This is a genomic window from Vibrio syngnathi, from assembly GCF_002119525.1.
In the GTDB taxonomy this organism is placed as follows: domain Bacteria; phylum Pseudomonadota; class Gammaproteobacteria; order Enterobacterales; family Vibrionaceae; genus Vibrio; species Vibrio syngnathi.
Map to the genome: position 1 here is coordinate 1619330 of NZ_CP017916.1, position 20534 is coordinate 1639863.

General features: G+C 43.3%; 21 protein-coding genes. 6 read left to right on the forward strand and 15 right to left on the reverse strand.

What is annotated here, in order from left to right; genetic code table 11:
* Positions 1–440 precede the first annotated feature (440 nt).
* Together K08M4_RS07560 and cobB are read left to right on the forward strand one after the other, a co-directional pair.
* Positions 441–1661, forward strand: a complete 1221-nt coding sequence (locus K08M4_RS07560) for an ammonium transporter (protein ID WP_086049439.1) — start codon at positions 441–443, stop codon at positions 1659–1661.
* A gap of 259 nt (positions 1662–1920) precedes the next feature.
* The gene (gene cobB, locus K08M4_RS07565; protein WP_086049440.1) at positions 1921–2655 is read left to right on the forward strand and encodes a Sir2 family NAD+-dependent deacetylase; all 735 of its coding nucleotides are present in this window, start codon (positions 1921–1923) and stop codon (positions 2653–2655) included.
* 116 nt (positions 2656–2771) lie between these two features.
* Here the strand turns inward: cobB and K08M4_RS07570 are convergent, their stop codons facing one another.
* From K08M4_RS07570 to potA, 6 genes are all read right to left on the reverse strand, one after another.
* Entirely contained in the window at positions 2772–3617 is an 846-nt protein-coding gene (locus K08M4_RS07570) for a GGDEF domain-containing protein (protein ID WP_086049441.1), read from the reverse strand.
* 125 nt (positions 3618–3742) lie between these two features.
* Entirely contained in the window at positions 3743–4780 is a 1038-nt protein-coding gene (locus tag K08M4_RS07575; protein WP_086049442.1) for an extracellular solute-binding protein, read from the reverse strand.
* Positions 4781–5007: 227 nt separating this feature from the next.
* Entirely contained in the window at positions 5008–6042 is a 1035-nt protein-coding gene (locus tag K08M4_RS07580) for an extracellular solute-binding protein (RefSeq protein WP_086049443.1), read from the reverse strand.
* Positions 6043–6179: 137 nt separating this feature from the next.
* Positions 6180–6950 (reverse strand): spermidine/putrescine ABC transporter permease PotC, encoded by a 771-nt coding sequence (gene potC / locus K08M4_RS07585; RefSeq protein WP_004733706.1) that lies wholly within the window; start codon positions 6948–6950, stop codon positions 6180–6182.
* Positions 6950–7807: a spermidine/putrescine ABC transporter permease PotB gene (gene potB, locus K08M4_RS07590; RefSeq protein WP_012603924.1), complete on the reverse strand. Its 858-nt coding sequence runs from the start codon at positions 7805–7807 to the stop codon at positions 6950–6952. The genes potC and potB overlap by 1 nt, the downstream gene beginning before the upstream one ends.
* Entirely contained in the window at positions 7791–8906 is a 1116-nt protein-coding gene (gene potA / locus K08M4_RS07595; protein ID WP_009846720.1) for a spermidine/putrescine ABC transporter ATP-binding protein PotA, read from the reverse strand. Before potA ends, potB begins: the two co-directional genes overlap by 17 nt.
* Positions 8907–9235: 329 nt before the next feature.
* On the opposite strand from potA, the gene K08M4_RS07600 reads away from it, so the two are divergent.
* From K08M4_RS07600 to ttcA, 4 genes are all read left to right on the forward strand, one after another.
* Positions 9236–10087, forward strand: coding sequence for a DUF2189 domain-containing protein (locus tag K08M4_RS07600; protein WP_086049444.1), 852 nt, complete (start codon positions 9236–9238; stop codon positions 10085–10087).
* The gene (locus K08M4_RS07605; protein ID WP_086049445.1) at positions 10080–10928 is read left to right on the forward strand and encodes a glucosaminidase domain-containing protein; all 849 of its coding nucleotides are present in this window, start codon (positions 10080–10082) and stop codon (positions 10926–10928) included. Before K08M4_RS07600 ends, K08M4_RS07605 begins: the two co-directional genes overlap by 8 nt.
* Positions 10929–11051: 123 nt before the next feature.
* The gene (locus K08M4_RS07610; RefSeq protein WP_086049446.1) at positions 11052–11702 is read left to right on the forward strand and encodes a DUF2987 domain-containing protein; all 651 of its coding nucleotides are present in this window, start codon (positions 11052–11054) and stop codon (positions 11700–11702) included.
* Between the two features lie 289 nt (positions 11703–11991).
* Positions 11992–12885: a tRNA 2-thiocytidine(32) synthetase TtcA gene (gene ttcA / locus K08M4_RS07615; protein WP_086049447.1), complete on the forward strand. Its 894-nt coding sequence runs from the start codon at positions 11992–11994 to the stop codon at positions 12883–12885.
* 105 nt (positions 12886–12990) lie between these two features.
* On the opposite strand, the gene uspE is transcribed toward ttcA, so the two are convergent.
* The 9 genes from uspE to ccoO all read right to left on the reverse strand — a co-directional run bounded on the left by uspE (position 12991) and on the right by ccoO (position 20530).
* Positions 12991–13941 carry a universal stress protein UspE gene (uspE, locus tag K08M4_RS07620; protein ID WP_017097864.1) on the reverse strand — a complete coding sequence of 317 codons (951 nt, stop codon included), beginning with the start codon at positions 13939–13941 and terminating at the stop codon, positions 12991–12993.
* A gap of 132 nt (positions 13942–14073) precedes the next feature.
* The gene (gene fnr / locus K08M4_RS07625) at positions 14074–14820 is read right to left on the reverse strand and encodes a fumarate/nitrate reduction transcriptional regulator Fnr (RefSeq protein WP_009846714.1); all 747 of its coding nucleotides are present in this window, start codon (positions 14818–14820) and stop codon (positions 14074–14076) included.
* An 86-nt stretch (positions 14821–14906) separates the two neighbouring features.
* On the reverse strand, positions 14907–15581 hold the full coding sequence (locus K08M4_RS07630; protein ID WP_086049448.1) for a sulfite exporter TauE/SafE family protein: 675 nt from the start codon (positions 15579–15581) through the stop codon (positions 14907–14909).
* Positions 15571–15807 carry a cbb3-type cytochrome oxidase assembly protein CcoS gene (gene ccoS / locus K08M4_RS07635; RefSeq protein ID WP_086049449.1) on the reverse strand — a complete coding sequence of 79 codons (237 nt, stop codon included), beginning with the start codon at positions 15805–15807 and terminating at the stop codon, positions 15571–15573. Before ccoS ends, K08M4_RS07630 begins: the two co-directional genes overlap by 11 nt.
* Positions 15807–18179, reverse strand: coding sequence for a heavy metal translocating P-type ATPase (locus tag K08M4_RS07640; protein WP_086049450.1), 2373 nt, complete (start codon positions 18177–18179; stop codon positions 15807–15809). Before K08M4_RS07640 ends, ccoS begins: the two co-directional genes overlap by 1 nt.
* Before the next feature lie 5 nt (positions 18180–18184).
* The gene (locus K08M4_RS07645; RefSeq protein ID WP_009846710.1) at positions 18185–18664 is read right to left on the reverse strand and encodes a FixH family protein; all 480 of its coding nucleotides are present in this window, start codon (positions 18662–18664) and stop codon (positions 18185–18187) included.
* Positions 18665–18749: 85 nt separating this feature from the next.
* Positions 18750–19724, reverse strand: coding sequence for a cytochrome-c oxidase, cbb3-type subunit III (gene ccoP / locus K08M4_RS07650; protein ID WP_086049451.1), 975 nt, complete (start codon positions 19722–19724; stop codon positions 18750–18752).
* Entirely contained in the window at positions 19724–19900 is a 177-nt protein-coding gene (locus K08M4_RS07655; protein WP_086049452.1) for a cbb3-type cytochrome oxidase subunit 3, read from the reverse strand. The genes ccoP and K08M4_RS07655 overlap by 1 nt, the downstream gene beginning before the upstream one ends.
* Positions 19901–19909: 9 nt before the next feature.
* On the reverse strand, positions 19910–20530 hold the full coding sequence (ccoO, locus tag K08M4_RS07660) for a cytochrome-c oxidase, cbb3-type subunit II (RefSeq protein WP_004742292.1): 621 nt from the start codon (positions 20528–20530) through the stop codon (positions 19910–19912).
* Positions 20531–20534: the final 4 nt, after the last annotated feature.

The window sequence follows — 20534 nt, forward strand, 5'->3', positions numbered from 1 at the left end:
AACTAGATAACAACTTATCTAGAGGCGATTTACTCAAAACAACCATCGTATAGAAAGCCCAGTGATTCGAGTCACTGGGTTTTTTTTGTCTCCCAGAACAAGAAGCTAGTTAACTGAGAAGAAGATTTTTGGTGAATTCTTCAGAATGTTTGGGGTAGTTCTAAAACCGAACCAAGCTTGATATTGACCGCTCCAATATGGTGCAACTCCCTCAATTGGTGCAATTAATTTTAAATATCCCATCACCTAAAATATCCAAAAAAGTGCACTGGTAATTTAAGCCTCATAAAATCAAAGATTTAAATTAAAAGCTTGTTGCACGAAAATTACGTGAGCGTGTTGGAACGCATCTTGCGTTTACTGTTGAGTCTTTAATTAATTACGGCATCAATTCGCACGGTTCTAGTGCAATTGAGACAAAGCTAAGGGAGAGAGCTTTAATGAGTCAAACGGTTACCCAAGTTCATAGCGCAGTACAGAGCTTGACGCAGAGTTCAGATACTCTGTTTTTATTATTAGGCGCCATCATGGTCTTCTTAATGCATGCTGGTTTTGCTTTTTTAGAAGTCGGTACAGTAAGGAAGAAAAACCAAGTGAACGCGCTGGTTAAGATCCTCTCGGACTTTGGTGTCTCCGCGATAGCTTATTTCTTTATCGGTTACTGGGTGGCTTACGGTGCGCATTTCTTTGCAGATGCAGAAACCTTATCGCAAGGTAATGGTTACGAGCTGGTGAAGTTTTTCTTCTTGATGACGTTTGCAGCCGCCATTCCTGCGATTGTTTCTGGTGGTATTGCAGAACGCGCCCGTTTCTACCCAATCTTGATTGCGACACTATTTACCGTTGGTTTCATCTACCCGTTTTTTGAAGGCATCATTTGGAATGGTAACTTTGGCTTCCAAGCATGGCTAGAAGGCAAGTTTGGTTACGGATTCCATGACTTCGCAGGCTCTGTAGTAGTTCACGGCGTTGGCGGTTGGATTGCTTTGGTCGCGGTTTACTTCTTAGGTATGCGTAAAGGCCGTATTCGTGCAGGTAAACACACTAACTTCGCACCATCTAACATCCCATTCTTAGCACTAGGTTCTTGGATCTTATGTGTGGGTTGGTTTGGCTTTAACGTGATGTCAGCTCAAGCAATCAACGGCATCAGTGGCTTGGTTGCAATGAACTCATTAATGGCGATGGTCGGCGGCATTCTAGCGGCTTTAGTCGCAGGCAAAAATGACCCAGGCTTCATCCATAACGGTCCTTTGGCTGGCTTAGTCGCAATTTGTGCCGGTTCTGACTTAATGCACCCATTAGGCGCTTTGGTGACTGGCGGCGTGGCAGGCGCTTTGTTCGTTTACCTATTTACCTACATGCAAAACAAAACACAGATTGATGATGTACTGGGTGTATGGCCTCTACACGGCGTGTGCGGTGCTTGGGGTGGCATTGCAGCAGGTATCTTTGGTCAACAAGCATTCTGGGGGTTAGGGGGCGTGAGTTTTACCGCTCAGGTGATTGGGACACTAGCGGGCATTACGGTAGCTTTAATCGGTGCATTGGTTGTCTACGGTGTGTTGAGCAAGGTAACGGGTCTAAGGCTAAGTGAAGAAGACGAGTTTAATGGCGCGGATCTTTCAATCCATAAGATCTCGTCTATCAACGAAGACTAACGTTGTTCGCCTTGATGAGTTCAAGCTATATCACTTAGACATCAGTGAAACAAAACTAAGCGGCTTCGGTCGCTTTTTTTGTTTCTGTGAAAAGCGAAACAGAGGGTTTAAGTAAGATCGGCAACCATTATCAAGCGAGTTATGTCACAAATAGCCAATGAATTCAGTTGGCTAAGACTATGGTCTAATCCCTAAAACTATTGTTGGAATTTGAACAGTGCTAAGCTGTTACCAAGTGACATATTGAAAAGGACGTTATATGCATTTCCCATATCGAAATATCGTAATTCTTACTGGCGCCGGCATCTCTGCGGAGTCGGGGATACAAACATTCCGAGCACAAGACGGATTATGGGAAAACCATAAAATCGAAGATGTAGCAACACCTGAAGGTTTTGCAAAAGATCCTGATCTTGTACAAGCGTTTTACAACAAGCGTCGTCATGGATTACAGAGTGAAAGTATCTTTCCAAATTCAGCACACAAGGCGCTCGGTGAGCTTGAAGACAAACTTGATGGCAAAGTGACAATCATCACTCAGAACATCGACAACCTGCACGAGAGAGGGGGTAGCAACAACATTATCCACATGCATGGTGAGCTTCTTAAGGCTCGTTGTAGCGAATCAAACCAAGTTCTAGAGCACAAAGACGACATCCATACCGGTGAATTGTGCCACTGCTGTCAAATTCCAGCGCAAATGCGACCTCATATTGTGTGGTTTGGCGAGATGCCTTTGAGAATGGGTGACATCTATTCAGCACTCGAAGAAGCAGATCTCTTTATCTCTATCGGAACTTCAGGGGTAGTCTATCCTGCTGCAGGATTTGTACATGATGCGAAGATGCACGGTGCGCATACCATCGAGATAAATCTCGAACCGAGTGCGGTTGAGAGTGAGTTTGAAGAGAAGCGTTACGGCAAGGCGAGTATCGAGGTACCTAAGCTAGTCGGTGAGCTGTTATGCTCAGAGAAGGGGTCTCTAACCGCCTGAACCCAATGCCAATAAGCTTATTGATCCGTTTAAGCTTGGAACTTTAAATACCGTGACAATTAGCGATCAACATTCAACATTCAACAATGGCAAACTAACGTTACTTAAGGAAAGGTCTAGTCGTATGTTTGCCTTTGTGTCTCTATATTCGGGCAAGACATGCACCAAGAGTTTTGAACAGGCCGTTGAGCTTTTTTCATTTTGTACATCGCCTTATCGGATTCAACCAATGCCTGTTTAAAATTATCTCGGTTGGTCACTTCGATACCGTAAGAAAAATTGATGTTCTCTCCATGCAGTAGGTTAGTCACTTGGTTGACAAACTCGCCACCACGACCGAGTTGAGCTGTTGCAACAAACTCATCGCCACCCACTCTAAACACCATTTCATCTTCCAAAGCAGTTTGCCTCAGAGCCTGAGAGAACCGAACAATCATTAAGTCTCCAACGTTGTGGCCTTTAAGGTCATTTGCCTCTTTTAGCCCATCTAAGTCGAAGTAAATGAGATCAAACTCAGCAAGTTTGATTGCGTCGAATTTCTTGCGGTTATACAAGCCAGTAAGCTCGTCCTGTTTACCTTGGTCTTTGATTTTGCTCGTTAATTCAGTAATACCAAAAGCGATCAATAGAAAGGCTATTTGTAGCAGTCCATCTTCCAAGAAGGTATCTATTAGTTCGTTTTGGTCGGCCCATTCATCAAGATACTTAAGCTCGGTTGATACGTCATAAAAAAGGTTAAAAATGAGCAATAGAGCGCCGTAGCGAAGGGCTTTGTGGGGACGAATTGAATGACGTGCAACATAATAGATGTACATAGTGATCACGAGGGTATTTGTTTCGAAAAACAAATCATAGTTTGAGTCAATATGAATAAATGAGCTCAAGCCAAGCATCAAAAATGACGCCAAAAGCATAAAAGTCACAACTAACAGGATAGGGTTTGCTCGCATATGTAATCGCACTTCGTATTGTTTGCTTTATCCTATATAAATCCTGAATAAAAATAAAGCGGCTTACGCCGCTTTATTTAACTTATTAGCAACAACTAAGTTATTGCTAATAAGCAATTCAGTTGCTAGTAAACAAGTTAGTTGTCTACTTTAAGTTTTTGGAAGTACTCGTCATAAATAACGCTCGCTTCACCTACTTCATCTTGCCAAACGCCGTTATCCATCACGGATTGCGGTGGGAAAACGTTCTTATCTTCAGCAAACTCTTTAGGAAGAAGAGGGTAAGCTGTTTTAACTGGCGTAGGGTAACCGATCTCTAGAGCAATCTTAGCGGCATTTTCAGGACGAAGAAGGAAGTCGATCATCTTGTGTGCCGCTTCAGTGTTCTTAGCACCTGCTGGAATCGCTAGACTGTCCATCCAGAAAATAGTCCCTTTCTCAGGCCAGATGATGTCAATCGTTGCACCTTCTTGGCGTGCCATGTAAGCAGAACCATTCCAAAGCATACCAAGAGACACTTCACCCGCTAGGTAAGGGTTTGCTGGGAAATCTGAGTTAAATACCAATACGTTTGGCATTAGTTTACGAAGTTCTTCGTAGGCTTCTTTGATTTCTTCAGGGTTAGTCGTGTTTGGAGAGTAACCCAGTTTAGATAGAGCTATATGGAAAACCTCACGAGAGTCATCCATCATCATCAGTTGACCTTCCCACTGTGTATCCCACAGATCGCCCCAGTTTTTAACTGAAGACTTGTCTAGCATATCTGAGTTGATACCAATACCCGTTGCGCCCCAGATGTATGGGATCGAGTAGTTGTTGCTTGGGTCAAATGGCTTATCTAAGTAATTTGGATCCAAATCTGCAAAGTGGCTTAGCTTAGTTTTATCAAGCTCTTGAAGCATGCCTTCTTTACGCATCTTAGAAACGAAGTAAGTAGAAGGAACGACCAAGTCGTAACCCGTACCTTGAGTTTTTAACTTAGCGTACATGCTTTCGTTAGACTCATAAGTCGAGTAGTAGACTTTAATGCCTGTCTCTTCTGTGAAGTCTTCTAGTACTTCATTTGGAATATATTCAGACCAGTTGTAAAAATACAGTTCTTGGTCAGCTGCGAAAGAGGGTGTAGAAAGTAAAGTAGCAGCACACAATGCGCCGGTATACAGTGTTTTTTTCATTACTGTTCCGTTCATTTGTTTGATTTGGAGCTGGGTATTGAACCCAAAGTAAATGGATTTCTAAAAATCGCGCTATATTATAGCAGTGATATAACAAAATAGGCAGCCTAAGCTGCCTATTCATTGATATTCTTATTTTTTACTTATTGATGATCTAACTAGTTTTGTTAAGTAAACCAGTTACTTATTGGCCTCTGTTGACCGGAGCAATAAGATAACGAACTCGCTTACTGACCGGCTTTAAGCTTCATGAAGTAATCTTCGTACTTCACTGTCTTGTCGCCAACCGCGGCTTGCCATTCAACACGGTCAAGGTCTTCTTGCGACGGGAACAGAGCAGGGCTGTCTTTGAACTTCTCGTTTGACGCTTTAACGGCTGTTAGGTAACCAGTGTCACGAGAGATTTGCTCAGCGATTTCTGGGTGAAGTAGGAAGTCGATCATCTTATGAGCTGCTTCTACGTTTACTGCGCCAGAACTGATAGAAAAGTTATCAACCCAACCGATGCCGCCTTCTTTAGGGAAAACCAGTTTAATCGGCAGACCTTCATTTTGCGCAGCAGCAGCTGAGCCGTTCCAAAGCATACCAAGACCGACTTCACCAGACATGTATGGCGCGCCAGGGTTATCTGAGTTAAATACAAGAACGTTCGGCATTAGTTTTTTTAGCTCAGCGTACGCTTCGTCGATCTCTTTTTCGTTAGTTGTGTTACCAGAGTAACCTAACTTGCGCAGTGCGATGTGGAACACTTCTCGCGTGTCGTCCATCATCATAAGTTGACCGTCAAGCTCTGGCTTCCATAAATCAGCCCAGCTTTGGAAATCTTCTGGATCGTACATGTCTGTGTTAACAGCAAGACCTGTGATCGCCACTACGTGTGGAATAGAGTAGTCGTTGTTCGGGTCATATGGCTTATCTAGGTAGTTTGTATCTAGATTCTTGAAATTGTTCAGCTTGGTTTTGTCGATCTTTTGAAGCATGCCTTCGTCGCGCATTTTAGACACGAAGTAGGTCGATGGAACCACAAGGTCGTAACCTTTGTTGTGTGTTTTCAATTTGGCATACAAAGTCTCATTAGACTCGTAAGTCGAGTAAATCACTTTGATGCCCGTTTCATCCGTGAACTGTTCTAAGATCTCACTGTTGATGTAAGGTCCCCAGTTCATGAATACCAATTCTTTGTCATCTTTTGCAAACGATGGTGCAGATAACATTGAAAGCGCACATGCACTACCAGCTAATAGAGTAGCCCATTTTTTCATTGACGTTAGCTCCAAACTAAACGTTGCCTAAAGGCAGTAGATAGAAAAACAGAATGGCAATTTACCATTCTGTTTATGAATAACACTTTTGTTAAACTTGAATCTTATCAAGTCCGTCTCAGTAAAGAGTAGGAGACTTACTTGATTTTCTCTCTCGCTAACAACTGAGAAATAATCACCAGTATTAACGACACCACTAACATCACTGTTGCTAGGGCGTTGACCTCTGGAGATATACCGACTTTAACCATCGAGTAAATCTTCAGTGGCAAGATTTCGTAAGTTGGACCTGTTACGAAAGAGCTGATGATCACATCGTCCAAAGACAGAGTGAAGCTCAATAACCACCCCGCAGCAACCGCTGGCTTAGCAAGAGGCAGGATGATCTGTTTTAGAATCGTCCACTCACTTGCACCTAAGTCTTTTGCTGCTTCTAGCATCTTCACATCAAAGCCATTCAAGCGACTGTAAACCGTTACCACAACGAACGGTAAACAGAAAGTAATGTGCGCTGCAAGTAGGGTAAAGAACCCAAGTTGCACACCCATAACCAAGAATAGCGCAAGAAGCGAAATCGCCATTACGATATCTGGTGACATCATCACGATGAACAACATGCCATTGACGATGCCTTTACCTTTAAATTGGTAACGGAATAGGGCAACGGCTGTCAGGCTCCCGACAATCGTTGCGGCAGTCGCTGAGAACACCGCTACGTTGATCGAATGCCACGCAGCCTGCATTAGGCTGTCGTTGTTAATCAGTGCGTCATACCACTTGGTGGTAAAACCACCCCATTTCATGCCGAATTTATTGGCATTAAATGAGTTTGCAATCAATACGATAATAGGTAGGTATAGAAAAGCGTATACCAGCGCCATAAAGCTGAACTTAACTGTGCGACCCATTAGTCTAGCTCCACTTTCTTATTCAATAACTTGCCTGCACGGTAGTAGGCATAAAGCATCACAGCCATTGCCACGGTCAGTGCAATACTCGTCGCAGCGCCAAACGGCCAGTCCCGAGCATTAAGTACTTGGCTCTTAATCACGTTACCAATCAGCAGGTTCTTTGCTCCGCCTAATAGGTCAGAGATGTAGAACATACCTAACGCGGGCAATAACACTAATAAACAACCGCCGACAATACCTGGCATAGTCAGTGGTAACACGACTTTCAATAGCGTTTGCAGTTTGTTCGCACCTAAATCTTTAGCCGCTTCTAGGTACGTATCGTCCAGTTTTTCAATCGCTGAATACAGCGGCAGAATCATGAATGGAAGTAGGATATACACCAAACCAATCATTACTGCGGTTTCTGAGTACATGATGCGTAGCGGCTTATCAATAATATCTAACGCTAACAAACCTTTGTTCAGAACCCCTTGAGTACCCAAAACCACTTTTAATCCGTAAGTACGAATCAAAGAATTTGTCCAGAATGGTACAATCACTAGGAACAGCATAATTGGACGCCACTTCGCAGGCATTTTTGCCACGATATAGGCGAACGGGTAACCAATAATTAAACAAAGCAGGGTAGCAACGATTGCCATATAGAAAGAGTGCATCAGCACTTTAAAATACAGCGGATCAGCCAAACGCACATAGTTATCGAGAGTAAAAGTCATCTCAATCAAGTTAGCTTCATCACGAGTTAAGAAACTAGTACCGATGATCATGATGTTTGGAATCATCACGAACAGCACTAACCAACCTGTGATTAAAGCAACAATTGCGTTTTGTAAATTAAACTTCTTGCTCATCTTCTAATACCACTTCCCAGCTCTCAACCCAAGTTACTGCAACTTTTTGGCCCAGTGAGTGATCAACATCAGGGTCATCTTCGTTGAAGAATTCACTAACCATGACACGCATACCCGACTCAAGTTCTACGACTGAATCTAGTGTCATGCCTTTATAGGTTCGCTCGACAATGTGGCCAACAATACCGCGTTGCTCAGACTCTTTAATTTCTTCGATACGAAGATCTTCAGGGCGAAGCAATACTTGCAGTTTTTGACCCGGTGTTACGTCTTTATCGTGATAGATAATGGACTCTTCACCTTCGATTGTCGCAACAATGCGTTTTTCATCTTGACGAGATTTCGCTGTCGCTTCGAATACGTTAATTTCACCAATGAAACGAGCAACAAATAAGTTCTTAGGCTCTTCGTAAATTTCTCTTGGTGTTCCATCTTGTTCAATCACACCATCACGCATAACAATAATACGATCAGACATAGACAATGCTTCTTCCTGGTCATGCGTTACAAAAATGAACGTGATACCAAGTTGGCGTTGCAGTTGTTTAAGTTCGATTTGCATCTGTTTACGTAGTTTGTAATCAAGAGCAGATAGAGACTCATCCAACAAGAGAACTTTAGGCTTATTAACGACAGCACGAGCGATTGCGATACGTTGCTGTTGGCCACCAGATAGCTGGTGTGGCTTTCGTTGTGCCATTTGTTCTAAGCGCACCATTTTCAAAGCATCCATTACACGAGGTTCAATCTCACTGCTTGGAACTTTCTGCATGCGTAAGCCAAATGCCACATTGTCGAAAACGGTCATATGCGGGAATAGGGCATAGCTTTGGAAAACAGTGTTTACATGCCTTTGTTCAGCAGGAACTTGGGTTACGTTCTGTCCAGCTAATAGTATTTCGCCACTATCCGCCGTTTCAAAACCCGCAATCATTCTTAGCACGGTTGTTTTACCACAACCTGATGGGCCTAAAATCGTGAGAAACTCACCATGATTTACGTTTAAATCCAGATTGCCGATGACTTCCTTACCATCGAAACTTTTACTGATGCCAGTTAGCTGTACTACTGGCTTACCTACTGATTTTTTAGCGTTCAACGTCTGTTTTTCTCCACCTTGGTTCTATTTGAGACCTGTTGCTATACACCTCTAAGGCGCGCATCATAATCACCAAAAACGTGAATTCAAAGCATTTTTTATCTTTCGAAGACAAAAAAATTCGTAGGTAAAAGTAAACATCCTTTACCATACTGTTATTTGTTGGGTTTACACCCTAATAAGTGTCTAATTATTAACCATTAAGACGTAAAAGCAAGCCTTGTTACAGATTCATATTTTAGTTTGCATCCGACATATGGGTATAATGAAGGTAATTTTTTATCAATAAGTTAGGTGCCTTCGTTTAGTTGGCGCACCTAGGTATCAATATGAACAACGACATCGAAAAAGATTTTAATTTGGGCGGTAGTATCGACCGTGCACTTTCCGGCGATTATGAGCTCAAAGCAACGGCTGTATTCCAAGAGGCTTGGAAACATACGATAAGTCACTTTCTTTCGTTTTCCCCTGCGATTGTTGCGCTGATGTTCGTACAATTGGCTATCTTTTATATCGCACTAAAACTGCAACTTGGTGACCCTGCAGTGATCTTAGATGCGGTAATCGACCCTGAGGCCTTTACACCCCAGATCGTTGAATCGATTTTCATTGCGAATTTTAGCTATGAAGTCGTCAGTGCACCTATCTATGCCGGCATCTGTTTAATGGCAATGAGCCATGCTGCAGGTCTTCAAACTAAAGTGCGCCACATAGGCAAAGGTTTGCAATTTACGATCCCCGTTATTCTAGTGACTTTGTTCAGCCTAATGCTTCAAGGTATTGCAGGGATGATTCTGCCATTTCTGTCTATCTACTTCTCACTCGCGTTCAGTAATTCAATTCTGCTGATTTGTGATAAGAAAGTACCACCAATGCAATCGCTGCTGCTTTCTCTGAGAGCAGTAAATAAGAAGATCTTCGTGGTCGCGTCTATCTACCTAATCGTCATGCTGATGTTCATCGTAGCGGCGATGATGTACGGCATTGGTTTGATCTTCGTTCTTCCATTCTTCTTCCACGTGAAAGGGATTGTTTACCGTGAAATGTTTGGCATCAAACTGAAGGTGATTGCATCAGACCGCCCGATGAGCGATGACGATAATAACGACGGAAGCAATGGCGGCGACAGTAACAGTAACGATCGTAACAAAAACAAGAATCCTCAGGTGTTTGATGCGTAATAACAACAAAGGCAGCGCGAGTAAATCTCTTGCGCTCAAAGTTACGGCACTGGCACTCGTGGGCTCTATCTCACTGATTGGCCCATACCTTTACCAAGAAGAAGAGTGCCGACGCTCGGCAGACCAAAGTTCAAATGCATCAAGTGAATTTGGTGATTTGACCGTAGCTTCAGATCGACCAAATTTTGCAGCTATCGAAGATGTGGACAAGAAAAAAGAGACCTTCTTTTCTTACCTCCGTCCTAGCATCAACATCGAGAACAAGCGAATTACCAAAGAGCGTGCGTTTTTAACCAAGATCTCTGAGTCAGGCATTACAAATATTGATTCAGAAGACGTGTCGTATGCGAAAAGGCTAGGGAAGTTATACAGCTTGCCAGTGCCATCTTCAGGATTAGACCAAGCTTGGCTTACGGAAATGCTTAGTCGCGTAAACGTACTGCCAGAGGCGCTGGTACTGACACAGGCTGCTAATGAATCAGCTTGGGGGACATCACGTTTCGCCACCAAAGCAAACAACTATTTCGGACATTGGTGTTACAGCAAAGGTTGTGGCCTTGTTCCGCTACAACGTAACGAAGGCAGCTCGCATGAAGTGGCTACATTCTCTTCAAGCCAAGAATCAGTTCATCGTTACTTCATGAACCTTAATCGTAACCGTGCCTATGCAGATTTAAGAGCCATTCGTGCGCAACTGGCAGCAAATGGTTATGATCTGTTAACCAAAGAAACGGCGACCGAATTGACCAATGGCTTGTTAAAATATTCTGAGCGAGGTTCAGACTATGTGACTGATTTACAAGCTATGATCCGTCACAACAAGGTATACTGGAAAAAGTAACTCATTTGGATATCCGTTTGATTGACTTCTTTAGTCAGTTTGACACCAAGCAATATCACAAAAGAGCAGCTCATTGGCTGCTCTTTCTATTTATAAACGCTCAACTTCAACAAGATTATAATAATGAAAAAGACAGCAATCGCTTTATTAGCCACTTTAAGTTTTGGGGTTTCTCTTCCAGCTTCGGCGCAAGAATACATGTTCACGTATTCTAAACTCTATACTCAGCTGAAAAACAACACCAAAGAAGGGCACGATGATGTCAAAGTTGCGGTGTTCTTTGTTGACCAACAAGCACAGAAAACCTGTCACATCAGCAAAGCTTGGATGGAAAAAGAAGAGCACTATGAAGAGCTAAAAGTGTCTGCTGCGAATGAGCTCCTTCTACCTGTAGATCAAAACCTACGTTCAGCAAACCCTCTTATCTTTGTACAAACCCAAGAACAAGAATGTGCATATTCGCTCGTTGTAATGACTCAAAAGCCTTTAGCTGGAACTGTTGAAGTTACACAGCTAGAAAGCCTGTTACCGCAGATGCAAGCGATGCTAGAAGACGTCAGCGGCATGTTCTCTAGTTGGTTCACTCCTGATATCCAAGGGTTAACGTTGGAGTTCAATGACAAGCTTGAAGGCAACATTGCTCTATCTAACGGTAAACAGATCCCAATTAAAGAAGGGCGTGCTAAATTCACCTTAGAAGAGTTGAATGGAAGTGACAGCATCACTTTTCCAGAGCCAACGGTTCGCGTATTACCGTACATTCCCGCGCAATAAGTCTAGCTAGAAGCACTCCCTACGCTTTGAGGGAGTAATTCTTAAGCAGTCTGATCTTTTAGAGAAGGCTGCTTTTCTTTGTCTACTATACAAACCTCGAATTTGTTAAGACGCGTTTATCTAACCGTTTAGAGAGCTTAAAGCTCAAAAGAAGCGGAATCTTTCCAATACTCAGCTTGTTAATCCTGCCGTTACTATTTCAACATCAAATAAAAATCCGTATAATCCACGCCCTAAAACAGTCCCACTAGCAATCTACAGTCGGTAATACGACGGTGTGAGAGTCGCAATGAACCAAAACGAAAATAAAAAAGAAACACTTGAATTCAACAAGCTTCAGAAACGTCTGAGACGAAATGTTGGAAATGCCATCGTTGACTACAACATGATCGAAGAGAATGACGTAGTAATGGCGTGCATTAGTGGCGGTAAAGATTCATTTGCGATGCTAGATATTTTGCTACGTTTACGTGAAGCTGCACCTATCAAATTCGATGTTGTTGCCGTAAACCTAGACCAAAAACAACCTGGTTTTCCTGAGCACATTCTTCCTGAATACTTCGAAACTCTGAACATTCCTTACTACATCGTAGATAAAGATACGTACTCCGTAGTCAAAGAGAAAGTGCCAGAGGGTAAAACAACTTGTGGTCTATGTTCTCGTCTTCGTCGTGGTACTTTGTACTCGTTTGCAGAGAAAATTGGGGCGACTAAGATTGCTCTTGGCCACCACCTAGACGATATTGTAGAGACGATGTTCCTGAACATGTTCCACGGTGCACGCTTGAAAGCAATGCCGCCAAAATTGCGCTCTGATGATGGCCGTAACGTTGTTATTCGTCCACTGACTTATTGTCGTGAAACGGACTTAATCCAATACGCAGAGCACCTAGAGTTCCCAATCATTCCTTGTAACCTGTGTGGCTCTCAAGAGAACCTACAGCGCCAGAACATTAAAGCGATGTTGATTGATTGGGATAAGAAGACGCCAGGTCGTGTTGAGAAGATCTTCAAGTCAATTCAGAACGTAAGTCCAAGCCAACTGGCTGACCGAGAACTGTTTGATTTCGTAAACCTTCCACTAGACCGTAGTGAAGATCGCAAGGCCTACGAATTCGAAGAAGCTGAAATTTCCTCATCAAATATTGATGAATCAATGTTCATCGACGTGACTAACGTATAACGAGATATTCGCGATTCTGTATTTGGAATGGCGGAAGATCTAAATAAGAACGCCTCAAGCAGTGCTTGAGGCGTTCTTTTATGATTTTAAATCAGCTATAGGGTATTAACCTATAGACAAATTGGGATCAAGTGGACTTACGTAACCCGACGGTTTAAGAGCAAGTACGTCACAGTTAATCTTGTCGATTACATGTTCCGCAGTATTACCAATAAACACAGCAGACAATCCAGTACGGCCGGTTGTACCAAGAATCACCATAGCAGCGTTGTTTTCAGACGCGACACGAGGAATAACATCTTCTGGCAAGCCTTGCTCAACAACAGTTTGCTCTTCACTCATACCGTGTTTCTGGCGCAACGCTTTCATCGCTGTTAAGTGATGACCACGAACCGCGTCAGTGTAAGAGGTTGGGTCAAACTCTGGTAGCTCGATTGTGATATTAGCAGGTGTCACCGGATAAGCGTTTACCAATAGCGGCTCAGCATCTAAACGACCTGTGATTTCAAGTAACCTGTCGACCATCGTATCATTGAGCTCTAAGTGAGCTTCGGTTTCAGAGCCTACATGAACTGAAGCGTAAATCTTCGCGTGTTCTGGCCAGAAATCATTTTTAACCAATAGCACTGGGCTAGGGCATTTTCTCAATAAGTGCCAGTCGGTAGGAGTAAAGATGACAGATTCTAAGGTATCGTGCTTACGCGTACCTTTGATTAGGATGTCATGCTCGCCACTGTAAACCTCTGCAATGATCGCTTCATACGGGCGGTTATGCCAAACCACTTGCACGTTAAATTCAATGGAATCATCAAGGTAAGGAGCCGCCACTTTATTCATCCAAATTTCACGTTGATGAATTACGCCTTTACGCATTGCGTCTCTTTCATCGACAGAGAGCATAGACGTCATGTCATACGAGAAATCGTAGATCGATAAAAAGAAAGTGATGTGGCTTGTTGATGTGCTTTTCTTGGCAAGTTGGATAGCACGAACTAGAGCAGGTTGCTCATCGTGATTAATGTCTGCGACAACTAAAATTTTGTTATAGATACTCATAACTAAGCCTACTTTTCAGACCGAACATATAAATAATGTAGCGTAGTTATGGAGAGAATAAGAGAAATATAAGAGGTTTTAAGAGAGAAACATGATGTAGCTCATTATTGAACTACATCATTGATATCTAGACTATTCTTTTGAAACGCCAGCAAGTTCCATCAACGCATCGTGATCTTCGATAGTGATATATTTACCTTTAACGCTCAAGATATCTGCTTTTTGGAAGCGACCTAAAAGACGGCTAATTGTTTCAACAGTCAAACCAAGGTAGTTACCAATATCGCCACGAGTCATCGTTAGGCGAAACTCACGTGGGCTGAAGCCACGTTGAGAGAAACGAGTAGAAAGGTTGTAAAGGAATGCAGCAAGACGCTCTTCCGCGTTCTTCTTAGAAAGAAGCAGAATCATTTCTTGGTCACCTTTAATCTCATTACTCATCAGACGCATAATTTGCTGACGCAATTTAGGCATTTTTCCTGATAGGTCGTCGAGAATTTCGTATGGAATTTCACATACCATAGAAGTTTCTAACGCTTGTGCGAAACTAGGGTGCATGTCACCAGTAATCGCATCGAAGCCAACAAGATCGCCCGCTAGATGGAATGCAGTAATCTGCTCATCACCTTGCTCGGTAATAGTGTAGCTCTTGATCGTTCCAGAGCGAATAGCGTATAGAGATTTAAGCTCGTCACCGGCTTTAAATAACTCTTGGCCTTTTTGGATAGGCTTTTTTCTCTCAATGATCTGATCAAGTTGATCGAGTTCAGATTCATTCAAAGTAAACGGAATACAGAGCTGGCTAATACTACAATCCTGGCAATGGATCGCACAGCCGCCAGACTGAACACGTTTCGTCACAGGCTTTTCAGAAATCATAACAATCTTTCACTATTTGATATACGTCAATATTTTAGCATTCCTTAATCCTAAAGGGTAGTAAAAAAACCGGATTAAAGACGCCACTATACGGTATAAATAATAAGCTGTAGCGCCATATAACCGGTATACAAGCCGTAAATGAGGATTAAAATTGCACCAAACTGGCGAAATAAGTCAGCTTGTTGCAGTTTTATGAGGAAATTTGCACCCATTCCAACCGTGAGCATCGCAGGAAGGGTTCCTAAACCGAAAGCAAGCATGATACCCGCTCCGTTATACCAACTTCCTGATACGGCTGCCCAAGTCAACATAGAATAAACAAGGCCACATGGTAACCAGCCCCAAATGAAACCAAATGGTAGAGCGTGGCTAGGGTGCTTTAAGGGTAGAAATGATTTACCTAAAGGAGAGATGTAGCGCCATAGCTTCTGTCCAACCTTTTCAAAGAACAACAAGCCGAACCACCACTTACCGATATACAAACCCAAGACGATCATAAAGCCAGCAGCAAATAACCGCAGCCAACCTAGCAAAGCATTGAGATCGCTCAACTGACCTATCGATGAGATTGCACCACCAATAACACCGCCAATCACGGCGTAGCTTAGTAAGCGTCCTAGGTTATAAAGCAGGGGAATGACAGGGGAAGGTTTACTGTTGCCAATTGAAAGCAGCGATGCAATGCCACCACACATTCCCATGCAGTGACCTGCGCCAATCAACCCAACAACAAAGGCTCCGATCCAATCAGGCGTCATCGTTCTTTTTGTCTAAGTTAGTTTGGTTTTCTACGTTAGCTTGCTCGGTCTTAACCGGTTTACTCTCAGAATGATGATGAGCATTAGTGTCTTCATCAAACAGAATATTGTGGCCTTGACGCTCAAGGTCTTCAAACTGTTCGCTCTTAACGGCCCATAGAAAGATACCGACAGCGATGCACACAAGTACGATCGCAATTGGAATAAGTATGTATAAACTTTCCATTATTTACCTTGCTCTTTTAAAAGCCTTAACGAGTTAGACACAACAATAATAGAGCTAGCAGACATGCCAACAACAGCAATGTATGGAGCAACCAAACCAGCAACGGCCAATGGAAGAATAAGTAAGTTATACCCCAACGACCACGCTAAGTTTTCACGGATTATCTTACGCGTTTTAAGCGCCAATGTACGAGATTTAAGTAATCTATCGAGTTTATCACCCAATAACACCATATCCGCTGAGGCTTTTGCCACGTCGGTACCGCCACCCATCGCAACCGAAAGGTGTGCACCTGCAAGAATAGGCGCATCGTTAATACCGTCACCAACCATCATGGTGATATCACTTGCGTCTCTAGAGTTCAGATACGCCAGTTTGTCTTCCGGCTTTGCGTTAGCAACAATGTCAGTAATGCCGATCTCTTCAGCAACAGGTTTCGCGTTAATTAAAGAATCGCCAGTCAGCAGCGTGGTTTTGATTCCCGCTTCTTTGAATTGCTTAATGAACTCGATACTTTCTTTACGAATAGGGTCTTCATAAGTGAATGTTGCGATATGTCGACCAGACATCGACAAGTAAATACCATTGCTTTCGGACGGCTGAGCTTCACCTAGAATGAACTCACTACTACCAATCGCCACTTCTTGCCCATTCCACTCGCCTGTAATGCCCGAACCAATCACGTTGTTCACCGACTCGACTTCGATATCATCTGAAGTATGAGTTTTGAACGCTTTCGCAATAGGGTGGTTAGCATGTTGCTCTAGGCTCGCCGCTACTTTCAAACAGGTGTATTTATCAAGTTCGGCGAAGGTTTCGACTTGGCTGATACGAATATCACCCTCGGTCAATGTACCTGTTTTATCTATGATCAAGTGATTCACTTTACACAAGGTTTCAAACACATGGCCTTTGCGCAGCAAGATGCCGAAGTTACCCATACGAGAGGTTGAACACGTAATCGCGGTTGGCGTTGCAAGCGAGAGAGCACAAGGGCAGGTCGCCACTAATACTGAAAGCATGATCCAGAAAGCATCTTCTGGTCTAGTTTGATGCCAGTAGAACCAAGTACCAAATGAGATAATTAAGATAACTGCGACAAAGTATCGAGCCACCACATCGGCGATTTCAGCGATGCGTGGTTTTGATAGCTGCGCTTCATCTTGTAGACGAACGATATTGGAAATCACTGAATCCGCTTTTGAGGTCATCACTTCCAATTCAAACGATTCATCACCATTCAATGTACCAGCAAAGACGGTATCGCCTTCATTCTTAACCACATGAATCGATTCGCCAGTCAGCATCGATTCATCAATATGAACTCTACCAGACAGTACTTTACCATCCGCAGGGATATGTTCACCGGGTAGAACCCGAATCTGATCGCCGACTTTCAATGTTTTAACTGGGACTTGTTCACCGTCTAATGTTGTCGCCATAGCTGGAACCAGCTTAAGCAGGTTACCACTCGCGGCGGCTGCTTTACGACGAGCGCGCATTTCAAGGAAACGCCCCAGTAATAGGAAGAAGGTGAACATCGAGATAGATTCAAAGAACACTTCGCCTTTTTCGGTTACCGTCGCCACCAAACTTGCAACGTAGGCAAACAACAAAGCTATCGACACGGGTACATCCATACCCAATGTTCGGCCTTTGATACTACGCCAGGCGTTAATATAGAAAGGTAATGCAGAGTAGAGCAGAACCGGTGTTGCAAAGATTAAGCTCACCCAACGGAAGTAGCTTTTGAATTCGGGCTCTAGGTTACCAAAGACTTCAAGATAAAGCGCCACAGCCAGCATCATGACCTGCATGGTTGCTAGCCCAGCTACACCAAGACGATAAAGGTAGTTCTTCATCGAACGATGATAAGCGGCTTCTTGTTGATCAGCCTCGAATGGTGCAGCTTTGTAGCCCAACCTATGAATCGCGGATAGCAATTCGCTCAGTTTGACCTGAGTGTTGTCCCAACTGAGCAGAGCACGGTTGGTCGTGGTATTAACACGAATACTCACAACGCCAAGCTTTGAAGAAACTTGCTTCTCAATAAGCCAGGCACAAGCCGCACAAGAGACGCCTTCTAGTGACAATGTCACCTCAGAGGTGTTTTCAGAGTTACGAACGAACTCAAGTTGAACATCTTCATTGTCATAATGGCTAAGAGCCAGAAGTTGCTCTGGCACCAAGTCGGCTTTTTCAGCCGGGGCAGTACGGTATTGGTAATAAGAGACCAAACCGCTATCTATGATTGTCTGGGCTACGGTTTCGCAACCCGGACAACACATCGGACGAACCGATCCTAAAATTTCCACTTTAAAATCCGTTTCCGCTGGTACATCTTCACCGCAGTGATAACAGGATTCACACATAAGCTTTAGTTCGTTAGTTGAGTAGGAGTATCAATAGGGAAGTTCATGCGACCTTGCACTAACCATTCAGAATCATGCGGAGAAAGCTCAATAAACCATGGTCCTTGCATTTCGTGATCCAAAGTCATGGTGTAGTTGCCTTTCGCATCTGCTGTCAGTAGTTGAGTGAAATCGCGGTCAGGCAGCGTTCTGTGAACAAACATTGCGTTAATCGCAGGGAAATGATCAAGTTTACCTTTCTCAAGAGTAATGATAACGGAGTTACCTTTCTCATTAACTGAAGCTGAAAGGCCGAGTTCCTTTGCAATATTTACTTTTGAAATGTCGACATTAATGCCTTTTCCTTTTTTATAGTAATCCTCAGTCACTAAGTCTACAGAGTTCTGTGTGAACACAATAACCGTCATGATGGTCCAAATAACTACTGTCGCTGGCAACGCGATTAAGAACCACGGCCAAAACTGTTTATACCAAGGCTTTACCATAAAAAAGATCTCAAAAAAGAATAAAAAGAAGGGGTTATAAAATAAAGGAAAGACAGCCTCTTAGAAAGAGGCTGTTATTGAAATGTTACTTATTATCTGAGTTGCTTAAGCTCCACACGTATGATGAAACCAGTTGTACTTTATCCTCGCCTAGAATGTCTTTCCAAGCAGGCATAACGCCAGAGCGTCCGTACATTACTGTTTCCGTCACAGCAGCGCGAGAATCGCCAAACAACCAATCGCGGTCGGTCAGGTCAGGTGCACCTACAGCAGGGTTACCTTTACCGTCTGTACCGTGACATGCAGCACATACAACAAAGCGTGCTTTACCTGCTTCAGCTTCACGAGCATTCACACTACGTCCAGAAAGGCTAAGCGTGTAGCTAACCACTTCTTTAACGCCTTGCTCACCAAGTGCATCTTTCCAGCCAGGCATTTGGCCAACACGACCATGCATGATTGTTGTCACGATAGCTTGTGGTTCACCACCATATAGCCACGCGTCATCAGTTAGGTTAGGAAAACCTTTTTGACCACGAGCATCAGAGCCGTGACACTGAGAACAGTTTTGCAAGAATAAACGTTGGCCCACTTTAATTGCGTCAGCATCTGATGCAATGTCAGGGACAGAACGTAAACCATTTTCGTCGTGAGCTAGCTTTTTGAATGCTTCACCAAAGTAGGTGTTTGCGTCATCAAGCTCTTTCGCGTACTCGTCTAACTGTTTGTTCGCTTGAGCTGCAGCAATTGAAGAACGAGACTCTTCAATACTACGAACTTCTTGGTTTGAACTTGTCCAACCTAGTAGACCTTTAAAGTTGCCAAGGCCTGGGTAAAGAGCAAGGTAAACCGCTGCAAACACAATCGTACTGATGAAAAGGTATGTCCACCATTTTGGTAGTGGGTTGTTAAGCTCACGAATACCATCGTATTCATGGCCCATATCATGACCTTCTTCTACGCCAGTTCGATCTTTAAAACACCAACGAAGCAAGACAGCACAACCAATTAGGGTACCAATCGTAATCGCACTAACCCAGATACTCCAGAATGTACTCATTACTTTGTCACTCCTTGATTTTTAGAACTTGTTGCCGGCTCGTCGTCTGCAAACACTAGGTTCGCATCTTCGTCGAAACGTGATTTACGATTCTTGCCGTATGCCCACCAAACGATGCCGATGAAGCAAGCAAAAACAGTAACGGTCCAAACACTTTGAAATGTAATAACGTCCATAATTATTCCTTATTTCATTGCGTGGCCAAGCGATTGAAGGTAAGCGATGATTGCATCCATCTCTGTTTTTCCTTCAACATCTTGTTTAGCGTTAGCAATTTGTTCGTCTGTGTAAGGAACACCAAACTGATTACGGAAGAGTTCAAGCTTCTGTTGAGTCAATTTGCCATCAAGTACATTTTCAGCAAGCCATGGGAAACCAGGCATGTTTGATTCAGGAACAAGTTCACGAGGGTCGATAAGGTGAACACGGTGCCACTCATCAGAGTAACGATCACCAACACGCGCTAGATCAGGACCAGTACGCTTAGAACCCCATAGGAATGGGTGTTCCCAAACGCTTTCGCCAGCTACAGAGTAGTGACCGTAACGTTCAGTTTCAGAGCGGAAAGGACGAATCATTTGGCTGTGACATACGTTACAACCTTCGCGGATATAAATATCACGACCTTCCATTTCCAGAGCAGAGTAAACGCGTAGGTTTTCTACAGGTTCAGTCGTCTGCTTTTGGAAAATAAGAGGGGTAATTTCTACTAAAGCACCAAAACTGATAGCAATAACGATCAAGATCGCCAGTAGGCCAACGTTCTTCTCTACCAACTCATGGCGATTATTTGAATTTGAGCTCATTCTA